This is a genomic window from Desulfobotulus mexicanus, from assembly GCF_006175995.1.
Lineage (GTDB): Bacteria > Desulfobacterota > Desulfobacteria > Desulfobacterales > ASO4-4 > Desulfobotulus > Desulfobotulus mexicanus.
The window spans coordinates 14,881-36,190 of sequence record NZ_VDMB01000021.1 but is presented as its reverse complement, the minus strand read 5'-3'; the positions used below and the strand labels follow the sequence as shown (position 1 = coordinate 36,190).

Here is a 21,310-nt window from a genome sequence, read left to right as displayed (position 1 = left end):
AAGGCCGCCTGTAAAACAAGGCAATGGACAAAGGCCCTCAGCTTCGCTATGGTATAAAAAACAGTGTTTTTATCAAACAAAATCTCCGGGACATTATGAATTCCCCTCATTTTTTTCACTCAGAAACCGCCCGTATTTTAGCAGAAACGGCTGCCAGAGCTGCCATAGGCATTGTTCTTGTGCAGGACAGCCCCGAAATAACCGGGGAAATTCTTTACATGAACAGTCATATGAAAACACTCTGCCAGCATGATGCAAAAGTTGGCAATCAGAGCCAGACCATAAAAGAAATTCTGCTCATGGGCAATGAAGGCCGGGGGCTGCTGCTTCTCCCGGAGTCCGAATACGGTACTCCCGTGGAGGTGGCACACTGCATACGTCCCCTTGAAAATACCCCCGTTGATATTTATTATATTAGGGATATCAGTGACCAGATCCAAAAGGAAAAACAGCTCATAGAGTACAGCCACAACCTTGAGCGTATGGTTGAAAAAAATACCATGGATCTGCAGAACACCCTGAAAAATTTAAGGCAAACCCAGTCCCAGCTCATACAGTCGGAGAAAATGGCTTCGCTGGGACAACTGGCCGCAGGCGTTGCCCATGAAATCAACAATCCCGTCGGTTTTGTCAAAAGCAACCTTGGCACCGTACGCGATTATTTTGAAGATATTTTTGAACTTTTTGATGCCTTTGACAGGCTGGAAAAAGATATTGAGAATAAAAAAGACTCTACTGCAACCAGAGAAAAAATAAAAAAAATCCGTGCCCGGATTGATCTGGATTTTATCCGTGAAGACCATCAGGCCGTCATTACTGAATCTTTAGAAGGCATAGAACGGGTAGCCCGCATTGTGTCTGACTTAAAGGATTTTTCCCACACAGGGAAAATAGATACAGAATTAACGGACATCCACCAATGCCTGGAGTCCACACTGAATATTGTACGAAACGAGGTTAAATATAAAGCAGAAATTATCAGAGAATTTCAGCCCATCCCCCAGATTCTTTCGGTTCCGCAGAAACTCAGTCAGGTTTTCATGAATATTTTAATCAATGCGGCCCAGGCCATTGAAAAACAGGGAACCATAACCCTGGCTACATTCATTGATAATTCCTTCATTGTTGTGGATATAACAGATTCCGGAGAAGGCATTCCCGAAGACATTCTCCCTAAAATTTTCGACCCCTTTTTCACCACCAAACCCGTGGGAAAGGGAACAGGTCTTGGCCTCAACATCTCATACAATATCATGCATCAGCTCGGCGGCGACATTAACGTCCGCAGCACACCGGGCAAAGGCAGCACCTTCAGCATACGTATTCCCTTAAGAGAACCATGAACGAACCATCCTTAATAACAAAGAGGATTTCTCCATGGATATCATTGTTGCCGAAGATCATCCTGTTTCCGCAAAACTTCTTGAAAAAATCCTGATAAGGGCCGGACACAGGGTCCATCTGGCAGCAGACGGTGAAGAAGCCTGGGATATTCTCCAAAAAAAGGAAGCCCGTATTCTTCTGACAGACTGGATGATGCCCCGCCTCGATGGTCTCAGGCTCTGCCGCAGGGTACGTGAAACCCCTTCCACATCCTATGTATATATCATTCTTCTCACGGCAAGGGATGCCACAGAGGATCTTCTTTCCGGCTTTGAAGCCGGAGCCGATGACTATATTGCCAAACCAGTAAATCCCGACGAGCTCATGGCCCGTATCCGGGTGGGCCTTCGGCATCTGTCCATGGAAGACCGCCATGAAAAAACCCTGCGCCAGCTCATGAACACGGAAAAAATGGCATCCCTTGGGCATCTGGCTGCGGGTATGGCCCACGAAATCAACAACCCCTTAAGTTTTCTTGCCAGCAACATCCGGACCCTCGGAAAATACACAAAAGAAGTGCAGACCTTTTTTACAGAATATCAGGGCCTCGCAAAGGAGATTGAAGTCAAAGACACAAAAACAGAACATATTCTTCAGAGAATGCACGCCCTTGAAGCCAGCGCAGAGATTGCCTATATCCTTGAAGATCTCACAGCCCTTGTGGGTGAATCCGGAGAAGGAATAGAACGCATTAAAAAAATTGTGGAAGACATGCGCATCTTCACCCATCCGGGCAGCCAGACACCCCAGCTTACGGACGTCCGCCAGTGCCTCAGCGAAAGCCTTGCCCTTGCTGAAAAAAAATTCGGAAAACCCCTGCCCGTAAAAAAAGATCTGGCAGAGCTGCCTCTGCTTTCCTGTTATCCCGGCCAGCTCACGCAGGCACTTTTCAACATCTGCATCAATGGCATGCAGGCCCTGGACGAAAAAGGAGAGCTTCATATCCAGAGCTTCAGAAGCGATGACCATCATATTGTAATCCAGATACGGGATACAGGACACGGTATTGCACCTGAAATCCTGCCAAAAATATTCGACCCCTTTTTCACCACAAAGCCGGCGGGCAAAGGAACAGGACTGGGTCTGCATGTGGCCTATACCCTGATCCAGCAGCATGGCGGGCATATCGAAGTTAACAGTGAGCCGAATAAAGGCAGCACCTTCCGTATTCATCTGCCTGCAGACGGCGTAAAAATACAGAAAAACAGTCAGAGCAGCCCTCAGAAATCACAGGATGGACCATGAGCACAGAAAACGTTTTAAAATACACCCACCATGTTCTTCTTGTGGACGACGAACCTTCCATACTGAAAGCCCTTACCCGAACCCTCCGCAGGCTGCCCTGCACCCTGCACACGGCATCCGGAGGCCCGGAAGCCCTTCGTCTTCTAGGGGAAAGCAAACACGCCTTTTCCCTTATCCTTTCGGATCAGCGCATGCCAGAAATGGACGGGGCCACCTTTCTGGAAAAAAGCCGTAAAATATATCCCTACGCCTCCCGCATTCTGCTAACAGGATACTCGGATCTGGAAGCCCTTGCCCGGGCCATCAATATGGGAGGGATTCACCGTTTTTTTTCCAAACCCTGGGAAGACGAAACCCTGATTCAGGCCGTCACGGAAACCCTGCAGCAATATGAGCTGATTCTGGAAAATAAAAGACTTCAGGTCATGCTCTCCCGCCAGAATCAGGAGCTGGAAGCAAAAATTCAGCAGAGAACCGCAGACATCCAGAAACAGAACGAAAGCCTTTCCCGCGTCAATCAGATGCTGGAAGACAGTTTCTACAGCACGGTCCGGCTGCTGGCCTCACTTGTGGACATGAGTGCTCCTGAGCTTGCAGGCCATGGCCGCAGGGTCAGTGAAATGGCAGCAACCCTTGCCCGGCATATGGAACTGGATGCCGAAGAAATACTGCACATAGAAGTGGCGGGACTCCTGCATGATATCGGCAAGGTGGGTGGTACACCGGGAATTATCAAGGGTAACCCCCAGCAGATGAGCAAGGAAGAGTTTCAACGTTACAGAAAACACCCGGCAGAAGGCCAAAGCCTGCTTCAGCTCATCCCCCGTCTCGACCATGTGGGTATTCTGATTCGCTGCCACCATGAACACTACGACGGCCAGGGTTTTCCCAACGGCCTTTCCGAGCAGGAAATTCCCATGGGTGCCCGCATCCTTTCCGTGGCGGACGCCTATGACAGATATATTCATATTCCTGAATTATCCACAGAAGCGGTCCGCCAGCTCTCCCGCCAGGAAGACAGCACCATGGATCACATCAAGAGTCAGACCCTAAAACGTCAGGCTGCGGCAGCCAAAATCAAACAGGATGCCTTTTCCCGCCATGACCCCGATGTGGTGAAGGCCTTACTGGATCTTCTCAAAAGTCAGGGCCTCGGTGTAAAGCGGGAAAAAAGCCTGATACTGGAACAGATGGAGCCCGGCATGAAGCTGGCCCGCCCCCTGTACACGGTTCAGGGACGCTTTCTTCTGCCATACAATACTGTTATAACAAAAGAGATTCTTCAACGCCTGAATCAGGTACACACAAATGAAGCCATACAGGAACCCATACAGATTCTGCCAGCCTGAGGTCATCATGTGCAATAAAGCCCCAGAGTCACCCTTGAAAGAAATTCTGAGTGCAGCAGAAAAACTGCCGTCCCTGCCCAGAGTCATCCTCACCGTCAATGCCATGCTTCAGAATCCTGATACCCGTACCCAGGATCTCAGCCGGATCATTGAAAAGGACATCTCGCTGGTCACACGTATTTTAAAACTTGTCAATTCAGCATTTTTCGGGCTACGCTCCACCGTAGGGAATATTCCGGATGCCGTTTCCCTTTTGGGTTTTGATACCCTGCACCGCCTTACCCTTTCCCTTTCCATACTGGATATTCTGGGACCATCAAAAAAAATGCCAGGCGACTGGCTCTGGCCCCATTCCATCCGCACGGCGGTTTTCTGTGAATATCTGGCAATGAAAACAAAACTATGCAGGCCCGATGATGCCTTCGTAGCGGGACTTCTCCACGACATAGGCCTGATTGTGCTGGCCCGCTGCATGCCGGAGGTTTTTATAAGTCTTGAAGAAAAAAGCAAAGAAACCGGAAAACCTTTTTTTCTCATGGAAGCATCGGTCATTTCAGATTTTTCCCATGCAGACATGGGAGCAGCCATGGCATTGAAGTGGCAGCTTCCACCTGCCCTGAAACAGGCCATTGCCCAGCACCACCGACTGCCAGAAAACAATATTCCTCCCCTTTCGCTGCTGGTGCACACGGCAAACATGCTGGAAAATCAGAGAGATCTGGTTCGCAACGAAATACCAGCCGGCATGCTGCATCCTCTGGCCATTAAGAAAATGAAGAGTATTTTAAAAAATCCGCATATCTGGTTTCCCCCCCTGCATGAAAAGGGTATGGAAGCCTGCCATCTTTTCCTGGGAGGCTCCCATGGATGATGCATGCATTCTCTGCGTAGATGATGAAACCGGTATTCTTCAGGCCCTCAAACGTCTGCTGCGCCGGGAAGCATACCAGATCCTCACCGCTGCCAGCGCAGAAGAAGCCCTGGAAATCCTGCAAAGGGAAAAAGTCCATGTCATGATCAGCGATCAACGCATGCCCGGTATGGACGGTACAGATCTTTTTTCAAGGGTCCGGAAAAAATGGCCGAACATCATCCGCATCATTCTTTCCGGATACACGGACATCGACAGCATCACCGAAGCCATCAACAGAGGGCACATCTACAAATTTATTCTCAAGCCATGGAATGATCAGAATCTGCGGCTTGAAATCCGTCAGGCTCTGGATCAGTATGCCCTGGCCGAAACCAACCGCAGGCTGCAGCATACCATTCTTGAGCAGAACGAAGCCTTAAAAAACAGCAATGAAAGTCTTGAAAAAGCTGTCAAAGAACGCACCCGTGAACTTAAAATGCAAAATCATGCCCTGGAACTGTCCCGGGCCGTACTGGAAACCCTGCCCTTTCCCGTACTGGGTGTCAGCAGTGAAGGCCTAGTGGCCGTAGCAAACCAGAGCGCCATGGATGTTTTCAGTAAGAAATCCGGCTTCGGTCCCGGTGCGGAAGCCTCGGACTTTTTTGAAGAGGAAGTTCTTAAAGCCATTCATCTGGTAATGGAAAAAAATGAAACCCTAAGACTTCAAGTCCTGCCGGAGCAGATATCCCTCACCATCACCCCCCTGACAGGCCGCTTTCAGGGCGCCGGTGCCGTGCTGGTCTTCAGCCCTCCGGCCTCAGGGGAATAAGGAGCTTTTTATGCGCATTCTTATTGTTGAAGACGACCCCATCAGCCGGATGGTTATGGAAAAAAACCTGAAATCCCTTGGCATTTGTGATCTGGTGGAAAATGGCAGGGAAGCACTGGAGGCCTTTGAAAAGGCTCTTCTGGAAAACAAACCCTATGATCTCATCACCCTGGATATCATGATGCCGGAAATGGACGGGCAGACGGCCTTACAGGAAATCCGGAAAATGGAAGATGAAGAAGGAATTTATGGTCTTTCCGGTGTCAAGGTCATCATGACCACGGCACTGGATGATAAGGATAACATCATGCGGGCCTTTAAATCCCAGTGCGAGGGATATCTCACCAAGCCCATACAGAGACAGAAACTCTTCCAGCTCATGGATGAACTGGGACTTTCGGGTGAACAGGATCAGGCGTAAAACCTTCTGTGAAGGAGCATGCCTTTCCTGCGGGCACCCGTAAGGGGTGCCCCTACGAACCGGAGTCTTGGAATGGATGTATGGGCAGAGAAGGTACCTTCTTCTTCTCTCCAACCGGCTCTGGCTGAGGCTCTCGAAGCCAGAGCTTGTCGAAGCGATGAGCCAAAGTATGCAAGCCTCAAAAGGAAATCACCTTGTCTGCAACCCCACAACCCGTCACAATATCCAGCATGTTGGTTGTGCTGCCAACGGCCTTTTCTTCCGTAAGGCCATAATGTTCCAGACAGGTGCCGCAGACAAGAACATCAACGCCCTCTTCTTCCAGCTCCTTAAGGGCAGTGAGCACAGGAGATTCCTTAACGGCCAGCCTTACCCCACCGTTGAGACAGACAATCCGCCAGAGATCATCCCCAAGCTCCTTCAGGGTAAGGATGAAATTTTTCATCAGTGCGGCTCCCAGTACCACATCCCCATCACCGATGCGGTCTGCGGTCAGCAACACAAGGATTCTTCTTTTCCCTCCCTCCTGTTTTTCGGATTCCCTGATTTCCGGTACAGCCTCCGGCAACCCGCTCCGGGAAACAATTAAAAAATCTGTTCCAGCTTCCTCCAGCACACAGCCGAAACCGGCATTTTCCAGAAACCGTTTCACATTTTCCGCTGCGGCCCGATTATCAACAAGGATTCGAAAATCCTCCGCATCTTTATGATCCACAAGAAAACTCCGGGTAATCAGTACTGGCTGGGGACATGCCTGCCCCCTGCAATCCAGCTCTTTCATGTTCATCTCCCCTCCATGCCATCTTTATAATGATATCAAATCAAGAGAAAAATTCTTTTGTCAAAGACCACCCTTTGATACAAGATAAAAAATTCTGAAATAAACCTCAGACAAACAGAATTTTAAAATACCAGCTTAGGCTTTCTTCCGCCACCATGACAGTAAAGGAAGTAAAATGAAAAAATACAATCTGCCAGCCTTAGCCATCCTTGTTTTTTTTATTCTTCTGCCAGCCTGCGGCGGTAAAAAAGAAATGCCGAAAATACCGGAATGGGAACAGCAGGCCCACCGCTCCGTGCGTCAGGGTAATGCCGCCTATCATAAAGGCTGCTACCTGCTGGCATCCCGGCATTATCAGGCGGCACTGGAGGGATACACCGCCGCAGACAACAGCTATGGCACAGCCCTTGCCTTAAACAACCTGGGTAATGCCTTCCGCATGCGCCATCAGTATGAGGATGCCCTTGCCTGCTATGAAGAAGCCGGACAGCGTGCAGCCCTCCTTGGTGAAACGGACCTTGAAATGTTAAGTTCTGCCAACCGGATTTCCCTGCTTCTTGATATGGACCAACCCGATAAAGCAGCATACTTAATGGAAAAGATTGCAGACAGGGAGGCTTTTCCTGTATTCAAAAGACCGGAAGCAAGGCTTCTGGATCTTTCCACCCGGCAGAAAAAGGCTGAAGAGCTGCTCAAAACTGCACTTCATGGGGCAGGCCCCGATGAAAAAGCAGGGTTATATTTCACTCTTGGAAAGATCATCCTTGAACAGAACCGGGCTGAGGAAGCCAGAGAAGCCTTTACAAAGGCCCTTGCTCTGGACAAAGCAGCAGGACGCTTCGGAGCCACGGCATCGGACCTCATGGCCCTTGCCCGCTGTGAATCCCTGCTTGGAAATGACTTTAAAGCCTATGATGCCGCCCGCAGGGCCATGGAAATATGGGCACTGACCGGAGCGGCCCATGAAGTGGCAGAACATGAAGCTTTTTTTATGGAGCTTTCAGAAAAAAGCGGTGCAGACACAAGCCTCTCCCTGCACTTCATCAAAACATGGCTGGCCGGCAGAGCCATTGCTGGTCCCTGTGACTGAATTCCCCAACCCTTGAACTTTTTTTAAGTATTGGAAAAAACATGAGCGCTGCTGAACCTGCACAGGATACATACGAAAGCGAAAATCTCACCCTTCTCCATCACGGAGAAAAAACCATCTACCTCATAGGCACTGCCCACGTTTCAAGGCAGAGCGCCGACGAAGTTGAAGAAGCCATACGGGCATACCAACCGGACACCGTGGCCGTGGAACTCTGCGCATCCAGATATGAATCCATCCGGTCTCCGGACCGCTGGCAGAACATGGATATCCTTCAGGTCATCCGGGAAAAAAAGGCCTTTCTGCTGCTATCCAACCTCATGCTTGCAGCTTTTCAAAAACGCATAGCCGACCGCATGGATATACGCCCCGGAGAAGAAATGCTCCGGGCCATTGAGGGGGCTGAAAAAACCGGGGCCGCCATTCATCTGGCAGACCGGGAAGTACGCATAACCCTGGCCCGGATCTGGGGGGAAATGGGCTTTTTTGCCAAAAGCAAACTGATTTTTCAGCTCTTGGGCTCCGGCTTTGAGGCGGATACCATTAAAGAAGAAGAAATTGAACGCCTGAAAAACAAAGATGCCATGGCTTCCCTCATGGAAGAAATGGCCGGTGCCCACCCTGTTCTTCAGAAGGTGTTGATTGATGAGAGGGATCAGTATCTTGCGGAAAAAATACGGACGGCTCCGGGTAAAAACATTGTAGCCGTGGTAGGTGCCGGGCATGTTCCTGGCATTGTCAATTACTGGGAAAAAACCATAGACACAGCTCCCCTGGAAACCACGCCTCCGCCGGGGAAAACCGGAAAGATCCTCAAATGGCTGCTTCCTGCTATCATTCTTCTGATCTTTGCCGCAGGTTTTTTTTTCGGGGGAAAGGATACGGGCATTGAAATGATTGCCTTCTGGGTAATTGCCAACGGTATCTTTGCCGGTATCGGTGCTGCAGCCTCCATGGCACACCCCCTCACCATACTCACAGCGGTTGTTGCAGCCCCCCTCACCTCCCTCAACCCCATGGTGGCTGCGGGATGGGTGGCCGGACTCACGGAAGTCTTTCTCAGAAAACCCTGTGTGGCAGACCTCCAGAACTTAAATCAGGACATCACAAGCCTTAAGGGCTTCTGGAAAAATAAAGCCACAAGGATTCTTCTGGTGGTGGTCTTCACCAACCTTGGCAGTTCTGTGGGCACCTTTGTGGCCCTGCCCCTTATGCTCCGGCTTCTGGGCTAGGAAAGCACCCGCACCACCCTGCGGACGGCCCCACTGCGCTGGGGCCGGTTTTCCAAAGCCAAACGGCCTTCGGCGTACAGGCTTATACATTCAGGATACAGCTTCCATTCTTCCCCAAGGCCTCTGCGCTTCACATCCTCGAGACTGTCTCCGGGCATAATGGGAAAGGCAGCCTGCCCCACTATGGGTCCGGAATCTTCGCCGTAATCCACAAAATGCACCGTACAGCCCCCCACCCTGCATCCATGCCTGAAGGTATCTCCATATCCGTCCGTACCGGGAAAGGCAGGCAGCAGGGCAGGATGGATATTCATGATCTTAGGCAGCTCCCCGGGCTTCTGAACCCTGTCTATGAAATAAGGGGAAAGGGTACGCATGAAACCTGCCAGAACAATGAGATCCGGCTCAAAAGGCAGAAGAGCATCCAGCAGCATCCTTTCCGCAGCAGCCCTGCGCATAAAAAAATGCCTTACCTTTTCAGGCTCACTATCTGAGGGAAAAAGATTCTGTTTTTTCAAAATATCCCCAAGATCCAGATCCGAAGGACAGGCGAAAGCTTCTCCTTTATCCTGAAGTATGCTTTTATAATCAACTACAAAATGATCCACACCCATATCAGCAGCCCGGTCCAGCCCCCCTGCACTCAGCCGGTCTGCCCCCACAATACGGACCTCGGCATTAAGGACACCGCTTCTGCATGCATCCATGATGGCCTGGGCGTTACTGCCGCCTCCGGACAATAGAATGGCAAGCCCCAGTTTTTTTTTCATCATTAACCTTTCACAAGCGATCCCAAGAAGCAGATGACAAAAAGAATCCACACTGCTATATCTTTCTATCATGCATGATTTATCCGCTTACGGTTCATGGCGGAATCCATATCCGATTATCATATTTTTTTCCAGACATACGAAAAAACGCACCTTATCTTCAAATGAGGCCGCCATGGAAACCTTTGTTGCAAGACAACCCATCTTCAATCATAAAAAACAGATAGTTGCCTTTGAACTGCTTTTCCGCAACGGTATGAACAATGCCATGCCTGAAATGGACGGAGATCTGGCATCCTACCAGCTAATTGCCAACAGCTTCATGGATATAGGCATGCAAACCCTTACGGAAGGTAAAAAAGCCTTTATCAATTTTACGGAAAACCTTCTGCTACAAAAAATCCCCCTGATGCTGCCCTCAAAGAATACGGTGGTGGAAATCCTTGAAACCGTGCACCCTACGGTGGAAATCATTCAGGCATGCAGGGAAATGGCGGACAAGGGCTATGTGCTGGCTCTGGATGATTTCATCTATACTCCTGAATGGAAAGAACTGGTTGAAATCGCCCATATTATAAAAATAGATTTTATGAATACATCTCCGGAAGAAATCAAAGACTTCATGATATTGGAAACAAAGAGAAAACCCATTTTTCTGGCGGAAAAGGTGGAAACCTATGAGCAGTTTGCCATGGCAGTCTCCATGGGTTTTTCTCTTTTTCAGGGATATTTTTTCTGCAAACCGGAAATTCTCAGGGGCCGCCAGATTCAGGGGCAATACCTCAACCTACTTCAGATAACCGCAGAAAGCGCTATACCGGATATGGATTTTGACCGCATTGAGGCCCTGATCCATAGGGACGTGGGCATTGCCTACACCCTTTTACGCTACATCAATTCCGCCTTTTTCAAAAGGATACGGGAAATCACATCCATCAGGCAGGCCCTTGTGCTACTGGGAACCGATGAAATCCGTCGTTTCATAGCCATCATTACCCTGACAAAATTATGCGGCAACAAGCCCGAGGCCCTGATGAAGGCCTCCTGCATCAGGGCAAGGTTCTGTGAGCGTCTGGGAGTGGCAACGGAAAAACCCGGACTCTCCAGCCAGCTTTTTACCTTAGGTATGTTTTCCCTTCTCGATGCCATCCTTGATGAACCCATGGATAAAATTCTTGGCCAGTTGTCCCTTTCCAAGGATATTGAAAGAGCCCTTTTGGAAAAAACCGGTCCCCTTTATCCCTTCCTCAATCTGGCCGAGGCCTATGAAAAGGGCTCGTGGGATCAGGTACCCAAAGCCCTTGCCGCCATCAATCTTTCGGAAACCCTTGTTCCGGGACTTTATCTGGAAGCCTGTGAGTGGAGCAGAAATCTGACTGCAACTTAAAAAACTGAAGAGAAGGTCAGGCTCTGAATTTTTGAATAAGGTATGTAACATTCCGGAAAATATATGCTCTGTTAAGGAAACAGGCAGCGCCACCATGCAACCCTGGCGGGCTTCATTGACAAGGTGCCAACCGGCCCCTATAGTAGCCTGTAATTAAAATAAACGGGCTGTTTTTCAGTCCGTTTCTTCCTACAAAAAAGATATCAGTAAAGGAGAAACTCCATGGCAGAAGGTGTTCTTGAAATTGGCGATGCGGATTTTGAAAAAGAGGTTCTTCAGTCAGACAAGCCGGTCCTCATTGACTTCTGGGCTCCCTGGTGCGGTCCATGCAGAGCCATGACACCTATTATCGAGGAAATGGCAAAAAAATTTGAAGGCAAGGCAAAAATTGCCAAGTGTAATGTGGATGACAACCCCATTACTCCCGGAAAATTTGATGTCAAAGCCATTCCTACCCTGATTTTCTTTAAAGACGGTAAAATGGTGGAACAGGTCACAGGCATGATGGCCAAACCCAAAATTGAAGAGCTTCTGAACCAGATGATCGGATAAAACATCCATGGATGCAAACACATACGACCTTATCATCATCGGAGGGGGACCTGCGGGTCTTACAGCCGGAATCTATGCCTGCAGGGCCCGCATGAAAACCCTGCTCATAGAAAAGATGATTCCCGGCGGGCAGATCATGATCACGGACTGGGTGGAAAACTACCCCGGTTTTCCCGAAGGCATTGCCGGAGCTGAGCTGGCCGAACGTATCACCGCCCAGGCCAACACCTTTGGCCTTGAAACGGCATATGAGGAAGTTGTAGCCATCCGCCCGGAAGGGGATGTCAAGGAAGTGGTGCTGACGGACAAAAGCCTTTATGCAAAAACCCTGATAATTGCCACAGGAGCCTTTGCAAAAAAACTGGGCATACCCGGAGAAGATGAGTATTACGGCAGGGGTGTTTCCTTCTGCGCCACCTGTGATGCACCCTTTTTCAAGGAAAAAACCGTTGTGGCCATTGGCGGTGGAGATACCGCAGTCCAAGAATCCATTTACCTGACCCGCTTTGTGGACAGAGTCTTCCTTGTCCACCGAAGGGATCAGCTAAGGGCTACACGTATTCTTCAGGAAAGGGTCCTTTCCAACCCGAAAATCACCATGGTCTGGGATTCTGTTCCGGAAGCCATACTCGGGGGAGACCGGGGGCTGGAAGCAGTAAGCATACGCAATGTCAAAACCGGAGAAGTCAGCAGGCTGCCTGCGGATGGGTGCTTTATCTGGATAGGCATCACGCCCCATACCTCATTTATCAAAAACACCCTGGCCACAGACGAATACGGCTTTATTATTGTCAATGAACGAATGGAAACCTCGGTACCGGGGGTCTTTGCCTGTGGAGACGTGCGCAACACGCCCCTGAGACAGGTGGCAACCGCCATAGGCGACGCCGCCATAGCCGCTGTAGCAGCAGAGCACTACATCACAGCCTGAAAAAAATGGCTGAAAGGCAGATTTCCGCCGCCATGGATTTCCAGGGCGGCCTAACGGGCAGGTTGAAAAACCGCAGGCCACCCTGCCGGGCACCCCAAATGTTTTTTCAGGGAATCATGAAATCAAATTTTTTTTCCATCCTTTTAGTTATTTTTCTATGCACCCTGATTGGAGGATGTGGTCTTTTCGGTAAAAAACCGGAAAAAACAGCTCCGGAACTTCTCTTTGAAGGCAGGGATGCCTTTGAAAATGAAAAATACCGCCGTGCCCTGGAAAGCTTCCAGCGCCTGCGGGACTGGTATCCCTTCAGCCAGCACGCCACAGAAGCCACCATCCGCATTGCAGACTCCCATTATGCACTTAAGGAATATGCAGAAGCAGCCGTTGTTTACGCAGAATTTGAACGCCTGCATCCAAACAATGAAGAAACGCCCAGGGCGGTTTTCCAGCTGGCCATGTGCCATTTTGAACGCATGGACAGCATTGACAGAGACCAGACAGCCGCCAGAAATGCCCTTTATATATTCCTGAGACTGCAGGAAGACTATGCAAATTCTCCCTATGCGGCAAAGGCGGGAGAAAAAATCCAGCACTGCCGTGAAAGCCTTGCCGGTGCAGAACTCTCTGTTGCAAGCTATTATTTCAGAACCAAAGCCTTTACTGCGGCAAAAGCCAGGCTAAAAACCCTGATAAACGCCTATCCTGAAACACCCCAGGCCGAAGAGGGCAGACTTCTTCTGAAGAAAATCAGCCAGGTTCTGGAAAAAGCTGAAAAAGAGTAACTTAACTTTAAATACCACACAGCCCTTTACTTCCATCCCGCCTTGGTGTATTGGGTTATGGTTTTGGTATCTTATCCGGCCTCTCCTCCGCTTTAAGGACCGGAATCCGGGAAAATTAAAATCTAAAGCGGATATATGCCTGCATGATTCCATGCATTCTTATCCGTATTTTCTATCAGCAGGGAGAATTCATCATGTCCAAAGAATGTGATATCTGTGGAAAAAAACCCATGGTCGGCAACAACATCAGCCATGCCCACAACGTGAACAAGCGTCGTTTCAACCCCAATCTTCAGAGCGTGCGTGCCGTTCATAATGGTGGCCTCAAGCGTATGAAGGTCTGCACCCAGTGCATCAAATCAGGCCGGGTCACCAAAAAAGGTTGATCTTAGGGGCTGACAGGCTGATTGCCATACCTGTGAACAATCAAAAAAGGGTCCTTGGAAATAACTTCCAGAGACCCTTTTTTACATAATCATCTGCCTTAAAAAAAACTGCTACAGATCCATACGCCGCACATCGGTCACTTCACGGATACGCAAAAGGGCACCCATCACCTTCTCCAGCAGCTCCCTTCCCGTTACACCTACAGTAAAGAAAGTCGTCACATCCATACTTTCACCGGTTTCCGTATGGGCAGAAAGAATATTGGCTCCTGTTTTAGTGACAGCCGTTGCCAGATCCGCCAGCAGGCCCATCCTGTCATTGGAAAGAACCTGTATACGGACAGGATAATATTCAGCACGCTCTCCGGCCCAGTCCACATCCACATAACGATCCGGATTCAGGGTTTTTATGCTGGGACAGTTTTTATGATGCACACTGACTCCCTGTCCCTGGGTAATATAACCCATGACAGGATCTCCGGGAACGGGCTGACAGCACTTGCCGAAACGTACAAGGATATCATCCAGCCCCTTGACCACTACCCCTTCTCCCTTGGGTTTGCGTCGATTACGGCCCGGAATTAATTTCTGAATAAAAGAAGATGTCTTTTTCTCCGGTTCTTCCGAAGGCGCATACCTGCGCAAGACCTGCAACGGGGTGATTTTCCCGTAGCCAACATTGGCTATAAGATCCTCAACCGTTTTAAAATTAAAAAACTGCGCCACCTCCAGCATGGTATCAGTATTAACCAGAGAGTTGAAATTCAGCTTCTGCTTCCGGAAAGCTTTTTCACAAAGCTCCCGGCCCAGGGAAAGGGAACGCTCCTTTTCCTGGTTTTTCACCCACTGGCGGATACGGTTCTTCGCCCGTACGGTTTTAACAAAGTTCAGCCAGTCCTTGCTGGGCGTGTGTCCTTTGGCCGTAATAATCTCAACAATATCACCATTACGCATTTCATAACTGAGGGGCACCATGCGACCATTGATCTTTGACCCGGCGCACTGTTCACCCACCTCAGTATGGATCATATAGGCAAAATCCACGGGCGTGGCCCCTTTGGGAAGATTCTTCACTTCTCCCCGGGGAGTGAACACATAGACCTCGTCCGGAAAAAGATCAATGCGCACATTCTCCATAAACTCATCAGGATCCCGGTATTCTTCCTGATTTTCCACAAGATTCTGTATCCATGCAAAGGCCCGGGCAATATTGGGATCCGCACTCTTTCCTTCCTTGTAACTCCAGTGGGCAGCAATACCGCTTTTGGCCACCCGATCCATATCCCAGGTCCGTATCTGCACTTCTATACGCTCCCCATAGGGACCAATGACAGTGGTATGCAGACTCTGGTACATATTGGGTTTGGGCATACCTATGTAATCTTTGAACTTCTTGGGCAGAGGCCGCCAGAGGGAATGGATCACCCCCAGAGCTTCGTAACACTGGGGCACAGTGTTCAGGATAATTCTGAATGCCGTAAGATCATAAACCTCATCAAGGCTAAGCTTCTGCTGCACCATCTTCTGATAGATGCTGGGAATCTGCTTATACCTCCCCGTCACATCCGCAGGGAGACCAACTTCGTCCATGCGCTTACGGATAATCTCCTGCACCTCATCGACATAATTTGCACGCTCTTCCCTGTCTTTGGCAATGCCCGCCTCAATCTCGGCATAGGCCTCGGGCTTCAGGTAGCGGAAAGCCAGATCGTCCAGCTCATTTTTCAGCTGGTACATCCCCAGCCGGGCGGCTATGGGGGAATAGATGTCCCAGGTTTCCTGGGATATCTTCATGGCCTTGTCTTTCTTCTTATGAAAATGCAGGGTTCGCATATTATGCAGGCGGTCCGTGAGCTTAATCAGAATCACACGGATATCATCGGCCATGGCCAGAATCATCTTGCGGATACTTTCCGCCTGTCTGTGCTCGGAAGTCTGGAAGGGAAGCTTACTGATTTTTGTGACTCCCGCCACAATATGCCCCACTTCCGCACCGAACATCTGCCGGATTTCCTCTTCCGTGGCATGGGTGTCCTCCACCACATCATGGAGAAGACCCGCAGCCACGCTGATCACATCCAACCGGAGATCCGCCAGAATGCCAGCAACCTCAAGGGGATGTGTCAGATATGGCTCACCGGAAAGCCTGACCTGGCCATCATGGACCCGGGCTGAATAAATATAGGCCCTTTCCACCAGATCAATGTCTGCATCCGGATCATAATCGAGAATACTGTCAATGATATCGTTAATACGAATCATGGCCTTCCGTCTCTTTCTATCCCCCGTTCCGTTCAGGCAACCCTTTTTAGCAGCTATTCAGCATCAGTAGGATTTGGAAAAAACCACCCGCCCCATACTTTTTTCCCCACAGAAAATACAGCTTCCCTCCTCTTCAGGAGCATCCAGGGGAATGCAGCGTATGGTAACGGCAAGATCCTTTTTTATGGCTTCTTCGCAGGCCGCATCCCCGCACCAGTGGGCCATGGCAAAGCCCCCGTGAATTTCCGGTTTTTCCGGGTTTTTTGCCGTAAAGAAATCGTAAAAAACTGCTTTATCATCCATATTACAGGTGTGGGTCTTCTGAAAGGCCAGTGCCCTGTCATACAAATTCTTCTGAATGGCATCCAGTGTTTCTGCCACAACCCTTGCAAGATCAACCCTTTTAACGGCACAGCGCTCGCCCGTATCCCTGCGGAACATGAACACCGCATCTTCGGCCATATCCCTCGGACCCATCTCAAGACGCAGGGGAACACCTTTTTTGATCCAGTCCCAGTTTCGACCCGGCATATCCCGGCTGTCAATCTCCACCTCAAGGGATCTGCCTCCATAGTTTTCAAGGCGAAGAAGATCCGCCGTCTCCCGTGTATAGGCAAGAATGGCTTCGGGATCTGCATTTTTGGGGAAAACGGGCAGAAGCACCACATGGGCAGGCGCCACCTTAGGCGGCATGATCACTCCGTCATCATCACCATGGGTCATGATGAGACCACCTATCATACGGGTGGATGCACCCCAGGAAGTGGTCCATGCAAAGGATTCCACACCGTCTGAACCCTGAAAGCGGATATCCGAAGCCTTTGCAAAATTCTGGCCCAGAAAATGGGATGTACCGGCCTGAAGGGCCTTTCTGTCCTGCATCATGGCTTCAATGCAAAAAGTCTCTACGGCACCGGGGAAGCGCTCGGAAGCTGTCTTTACACCCCGGATTACCGGAACCGCCAGCCAGTTTTCCACAAAATCCGCATAAATATCCAGCATGGTCCGCGTGCGCTCCACGGCTTCTTCGGCTGTTGCATGGGCCGTATGGCCTTCCTGCCAGAGGAATTCACTGGTACGCAAAAAGGTGCGGGTCCGCATTTCCCAACGCACCACATTGGCCCACTGATTGATCAGCAAAGGCAGATCCCTGTAACTTGTCACCCAGCGGGAAAAGGAGTCACCGATGATGGTTTCCGATGTGGGGCGCACGATCAGGGGTTCCGCAAGGGGGCCCGCCGGAACAAGGCCGCCATTGGGTCCGGCTTCAAGGCGATGATGGGTCACCACGGCACATTCCTTGGCAAAACCCTCCACATGCTCTGCTTCCTTTTCCAAAAAACTTAAAGGAATAAACAGGGGAAAATAGGCATTTTTCACCCCGGTTTTCTTGAACATACCATCAAGGACCGCCACCATCCGTTCCCAGAGAGCATAACCCCAGGGCTTGATCACCATACAGCCCCGCACCGGTGAATTCTCTGCCATGTCCGAGGCTTTCACCACCTGCTGATACCATTCCGGATAATCTTCCATACGTGTCGGCGTGATCGCCGTTTTTTTATTCTGGCCCATATTTCATCCTGTTTTTACGGTTTTACGCCATTCTTCTTCCAAAACTGCCACTTCCGCCATCAGCACATCCACCAGCTCATCCTCACGGCACTTGCGGACGACTTCACCTTTTCTGAAAAGTATACCCTTACCCATACCCCCGGCAATGCCCACATCCGCTTCACGGGCTTCTCCCGGCCCATTGACCACACAACCCATGATGGCCACCTTTATCGGTGCCATAACTCCCATCAGCCGCTTTTCCACGGCATCCAGAATGGAAAAAAGATCAATGCGGGTGCGGCCACAGGTGGGACAGGAAATGATATCCGGCCCCCGCTGCCGCAAGCCCAGACTTTTAAGAATCTCAAAGCCCACACGCACCTCTTCCACAGGATCACGGGTCAGAGAAACCCGCAGGGTATCTCCTATACCCTCGGACAGGAGCATACCTATACCCAGGGCACTTTTCACCACTCCCGGAAAAAGCCCCCCAGCTTCTGTCACCCCCACATGCAGCGGATAGTCACAGCGTTTTGACAAAAGCCGGTAAGCAGCCACGGTTCTCGGTACATCCGAAGCCTTCAGGGAAATTTTTATGTCCCCGAAGCCCTGTTTCTCGAGGATGGCCACATGCCCCAGGGCACTTTCCACCATGGCATGAGGAGTAGCCCCCCCATAGCGGGCCATCAGATCCTTCTCAAGGGAACCGCCATTCACACCGATACGGATGGGAAGTCCTTTGTCCTTTGCCGCTGCCACCACTTCCCGTACATGGATTTCTGATCCTATATTACCGGGATTAATGCGCAGGCCATCACATCCAGCATCCGCAGCAGCCAGAGCAAGCCGATGGTCAAAGTGAATATCCGCCACCAGGGGAAGATCCGTCTGTTTTCTGATTTCCGAAATAGCTCTGGCGCTCTCCATGTGGGGAACAGCCACACGGACAATCTCACAACCGGCTTCGCCAAGCTTCTGGATCTGAGCGACGGTGGAAGCCACATCTTCTGTGAGGGTATTGGTCATGGACTGCACGCTGATGGGAGCGTCTCCCCCCAGTTCCACAGATCCAAGTTGCAGTTTCCTGGTCAGCCTGCGCTGCATCGGAATGGTCACAGCAGTGGAAGATTCCATGTTTTCCAAAAAAAACTCCCTGCGGCAATGCCGTTTTTCTATATTTAAAGGCAGGATGCTAAAAAAACTTTTTCTGCATCACAGTAATTTCTGGTAATAACAGAGGCATCGGTGAAGTGCAAGAAGCCACAGTGGTCATATCCCATCACCTTGCAATAAAACGTCATCCATCCCTTGCGTACGGATGACCCTCTGGAGAGGAAACAAGTGAATTTTTTTCTATTTACCCTCCGCTGCATTCTGGAACTTCTGATTCTTTTCAGCCTGTGCTTCTGCCTGCGCTTTGTATACCATCTTCAGAATCTGCCACAGGAGCCGGAGCTGAGCCTTGCACGGATACTGGAAACCGGCATCCTGCCCGTGGTTACACGGAACTCACTGCACTCCTATTATATCTATAATGGAAACGAAATGGGATTTGAATATGAGCTGGTAAAAACCCTGGCAGACCAGCTGGAATTAAAACTTGATATCGAAGTGGCAGACAGCATGGAGGAGATGGAAGAGGCTCTGTCTCAAGGCAGGGCAGCCATTGCCATACCCGGTGTACCTGTTCAGGAACAAAGCCTTTTCCGGACCACCCAGCCCTATATGCATATGGAGCTGGAACTCGTCGTTCACCGCAGCAACATCCAGGTTCAATCAAAGGAAGATATAGAGGGAATGCGCATCCATGTTCCCACAGGCTCCGACAGCTATATACTGCTCCGGCATCTGCAGGATGATGGTCTGGATATTGAGCTTGTGGAAGAAAATCTCTTAGCAGAAGAACTCTTTGCAAAGGTTGCTGCCCGGGAGATTGAAGGAACGGTCATCCCCGGCCATATGGCCCGCCGCTACCAGCGCTACTACCCCCAGGCCCTCCCTGCCTTTACCCTGGGCAGACCTGCGCCCTTTGTCTGGATGATACATCCCGAAGCCCACAGACTCCATTACACCATCAACCGCTTTTTTGACAACATTCTGAAAGACGGGATCTTTGAGACCCTTTACAACCACCACTACAGAAATCTGGATCTCTTTGACTACGTGGATCTCATGCGCTTCCATAACAGACTAAAAACAAGGCTTCCCAGATACCAGCATCTTTTTGAAAAATATTCTGAGCTGCATGGCTTTGACTGGCGACTCATTGCAGCCCAGTCCTATCAGGAATCCCATTTCAACCCATGGGCCCGCAGCCATGCCAATGCCAGAGGACTGATGCAACTGATGCCAAGGACGGCCCGCAGTCTTGGAGTCACCAATGTCCATGACCCTGAGCAGAGCATAGAGGCCGGTGTCCGCTACCTTAAAAATCTCCACAATATTTTTTACCTCGCAGAAGAACCCCACCGCACCTACAAGGCCCTGGGGTCCTACAATGTGGGTCAGGGCCACATGTACGATGCCCGAGCCCTGGCCCGACGCTTCGGGCTGGACCCCAACCGCTGGTACAACATGGAAAAAATGCTGCCCCTGCTGGAGAAAAAAGAATACTATAAAGATGCTACCTACGGATACTGCAGGGGATCGGAACCTGTTATTTACCTTAAAAAAATCATGCTTTATTACGATATTATCCGCCACAAAAGCCTGCTGGAATCCCGCAAACTGCCTCCGGAATAAAAAAAGCAGGGGAAAACTATCTCCCCTGCCCGTAAACTCCCTGCTCTCTCACCACAGCTACATGGCCCTACAAAAAAATCAGACACCACCCACAAAGGGATTAAAACGCTTTTCACTGGCAATGGAGGTATCCGGTCCATGCCCGCAGCATACCCGCATTTTGTCGCCCAAAGGAAAAAGACGCTCCCTTATGCTGGAAATTAAGGTGTTATAGTCTCCCCCGGGCAGATCCGTCCGACCTATGGACCCTGCAAAAAGGGTGTCCCCCACAAAAACCACGTCTTTTCCTGCAAAGGACAGTCCGCCCCTTGAATGGCCCGGTGTATGAATCACCTTCAGAACCTCTTCACCGAAACGAATTTCCTCACCACCTTTAAGGGGCAGGTCACAGGGCGGGGAATTTTCCGCCCGAAGCCCAAAGGACATGGCCATGGTGGAAAGCTGTCCCAGCATGGGAGCATCCTCAGGATGGATGCAGATTTCAGCCCCTGTCACCTCTTTCAGCCTGCGGTTGGCAGCCACATGGTCAAAGTGGCCATGGGTGTTAAGAATATATTTTACCGTAAGCTTTTCATTGGCAAGGGCCATAAGGATGCGATCACCCTCATCACCCGGATCTATGACCACTGCTTCCCGTGTCTTCTCACAGGCAGCAATAAAACAATTGGCCATAATGGGACCTACAGCCAGGGATTTGATCATCATAACTTGCCTCCCCTTCCTTTTTCAGTTTTCCGTTATTCAGCCTGACAAGCAGA

Annotated in this window: 20 protein-coding genes; 14 read left to right on the top strand and 6 right to left on the bottom strand. The window is 50.2% G+C overall.

Features of this window, described 5'->3' with window-relative positions; translation table 11 throughout:
* Positions 1–95: 95 nt before the first annotated feature.
* Genes FIM25_RS13520 through FIM25_RS13495 form a run of 6 tightly spaced genes read left to right on the top strand, consistent with a single transcriptional unit; the run spans position 96 to position 6,080 of the window.
* Positions 96–1,343: an ATP-binding protein gene (locus FIM25_RS13520; protein ID WP_179953376.1), complete on the top strand. Its 1,248-nt coding sequence runs from the start codon at positions 96–98 to the stop codon at positions 1,341–1,343.
* Between the two features lie 34 nt (positions 1,344–1,377).
* Positions 1,378–2,628: a sensor histidine kinase gene (locus FIM25_RS13515; protein ID WP_139450293.1), complete on the top strand. Its 1,251-nt coding sequence runs from the start codon at positions 1,378–1,380 to the stop codon at positions 2,626–2,628.
* Positions 2,625–3,977 carry a response regulator c-di-GMP phosphodiesterase, NosR family gene (gene nosR / locus FIM25_RS13510; protein ID WP_139450291.1) on the top strand — a complete coding sequence of 451 codons (1,353 nt, stop codon included), beginning with the start codon at positions 2,625–2,627 and terminating at the stop codon, positions 3,975–3,977. The genes FIM25_RS13515 and nosR overlap by 4 nt, the downstream gene beginning before the upstream one ends.
* A 34-nt stretch (positions 3,978–4,011) precedes the next feature.
* Complete coding sequence (locus FIM25_RS13505) at positions 4,012–4,848, top strand: HDOD domain-containing protein (protein ID WP_179953375.1); 837 nt, start codon at positions 4,012–4,014, stop codon at positions 4,846–4,848.
* Positions 4,841–5,659, top strand: coding sequence for a response regulator (locus FIM25_RS13500; protein ID WP_179953374.1), 819 nt, complete (start codon positions 4,841–4,843; stop codon positions 5,657–5,659). Before FIM25_RS13505 ends, FIM25_RS13500 begins: the two co-directional genes overlap by 8 nt.
* 10 nt (positions 5,660–5,669) lie before the next feature.
* Positions 5,670–6,080, top strand: a complete 411-nt coding sequence (locus FIM25_RS13495; RefSeq protein WP_139450285.1) for a response regulator — start codon at positions 5,670–5,672, stop codon at positions 6,078–6,080.
* Positions 6,081–6,258: 178 nt separating this feature from the next.
* Here FIM25_RS13495 and yedF read toward each other — a convergent pair whose 3' ends face one another.
* Entirely contained in the window at positions 6,259–6,867 is a 609-nt protein-coding gene (gene yedF / locus FIM25_RS13490; protein WP_139450283.1) for a sulfurtransferase-like selenium metabolism protein YedF, read from the bottom strand.
* A 169-nt stretch (positions 6,868–7,036) separates the two neighbouring features.
* Here yedF and FIM25_RS13485 point away from each other — a divergent pair, with 169 nt between their 5' ends.
* Positions 7,037–7,951, top strand: a complete 915-nt coding sequence (locus tag FIM25_RS13485; protein WP_139450280.1) for a tetratricopeptide repeat protein — start codon at positions 7,037–7,039, stop codon at positions 7,949–7,951.
* A 41-nt stretch (positions 7,952–7,992) separates the two neighbouring features.
* On the top strand, positions 7,993–9,183 hold the full coding sequence (locus FIM25_RS13480) for a TraB/GumN family protein (protein WP_139450278.1): 1,191 nt from the start codon (positions 7,993–7,995) through the stop codon (positions 9,181–9,183).
* Here FIM25_RS13480 and purN read toward each other — a convergent pair.
* Positions 9,180–9,953 carry a phosphoribosylglycinamide formyltransferase gene (purN, locus tag FIM25_RS13475; RefSeq protein ID WP_139450346.1) on the bottom strand — a complete coding sequence of 258 codons (774 nt, stop codon included), beginning with the start codon at positions 9,951–9,953 and terminating at the stop codon, positions 9,180–9,182. The genes FIM25_RS13480 and purN overlap by 4 nt on opposite strands.
* 175 nt (positions 9,954–10,128) lie before the next feature.
* Here purN and FIM25_RS13470 point away from each other — a divergent pair, with 175 nt between their 5' ends.
* The 5 genes from FIM25_RS13470 (at position 10,129) to rpmB (ending at position 13,991) form a co-directional block, all read left to right on the top strand.
* Entirely contained in the window at positions 10,129–11,340 is a 1,212-nt protein-coding gene (locus FIM25_RS13470) for an EAL and HDOD domain-containing protein (RefSeq protein WP_179953373.1), read from the top strand.
* A gap of 222 nt (positions 11,341–11,562) precedes the next feature.
* The gene (gene trxA, locus FIM25_RS13465) at positions 11,563–11,892 is read left to right on the top strand and encodes a thioredoxin (protein WP_139450273.1); all 330 of its coding nucleotides are present in this window, start codon (positions 11,563–11,565) and stop codon (positions 11,890–11,892) included.
* A gap of 7 nt (positions 11,893–11,899) precedes the next feature.
* Positions 11,900–12,823 (top strand): thioredoxin-disulfide reductase, encoded by a 924-nt coding sequence (gene trxB / locus FIM25_RS13460; protein ID WP_139450270.1) that lies wholly within the window; start codon positions 11,900–11,902, stop codon positions 12,821–12,823.
* Positions 12,824–12,939: 116 nt separating this feature from the next.
* Positions 12,940–13,605 carry an outer membrane protein assembly factor BamD gene (locus FIM25_RS13455; protein ID WP_179953372.1) on the top strand — a complete coding sequence of 222 codons (666 nt, stop codon included), beginning with the start codon at positions 12,940–12,942 and terminating at the stop codon, positions 13,603–13,605.
* Positions 13,606–13,799: 194 nt separating this feature from the next.
* Entirely contained in the window at positions 13,800–13,991 is a 192-nt protein-coding gene (gene rpmB / locus FIM25_RS13450; protein WP_139450344.1) for a 50S ribosomal protein L28, read from the top strand.
* Positions 13,992–14,102: 111 nt separating this feature from the next.
* Here the strand turns inward: rpmB and FIM25_RS13445 are convergent, their stop codons facing one another.
* The 3 genes from FIM25_RS13445 to ispG all read right to left on the bottom strand — a co-directional run bounded on the left by FIM25_RS13445 (position 14,103) and on the right by ispG (position 18,944).
* The gene (locus FIM25_RS13445) at positions 14,103–16,253 is read right to left on the bottom strand and encodes a RelA/SpoT family protein (RefSeq protein WP_139450265.1); all 2,151 of its coding nucleotides are present in this window, start codon (positions 16,251–16,253) and stop codon (positions 14,103–14,105) included.
* Positions 16,254–16,316: 63 nt separating this feature from the next.
* A complete protein-coding gene (gene proS, locus FIM25_RS13440; protein WP_139450262.1) occupies positions 16,317–17,828 on the bottom strand; it encodes a proline--tRNA ligase in 1,512 nt (503 codons plus the stop codon).
* Positions 17,829–17,831: 3 nt separating this feature from the next.
* Positions 17,832–18,944, bottom strand: coding sequence for a flavodoxin-dependent (E)-4-hydroxy-3-methylbut-2-enyl-diphosphate synthase (gene ispG, locus FIM25_RS13435; RefSeq protein ID WP_139450342.1), 1,113 nt, complete (start codon positions 18,942–18,944; stop codon positions 17,832–17,834).
* Positions 18,945–19,151: 207 nt separating this feature from the next.
* On the opposite strand from ispG, the gene mltF reads away from it, so the two are divergent.
* A complete protein-coding gene (mltF, locus tag FIM25_RS13430; protein WP_179953371.1) occupies positions 19,152–20,552 on the top strand; it encodes a membrane-bound lytic murein transglycosylase MltF in 1,401 nt (466 codons plus the stop codon).
* A gap of 78 nt (positions 20,553–20,630) precedes the next feature.
* Here the strand turns inward: mltF and FIM25_RS13425 are convergent, their stop codons facing one another.
* Complete coding sequence (locus FIM25_RS13425) at positions 20,631–21,257, bottom strand: MBL fold metallo-hydrolase (RefSeq protein ID WP_139450258.1); 627 nt, start codon at positions 21,255–21,257, stop codon at positions 20,631–20,633.
* Between the last annotated feature and the right edge of the window lie 53 nt (positions 21,258–21,310).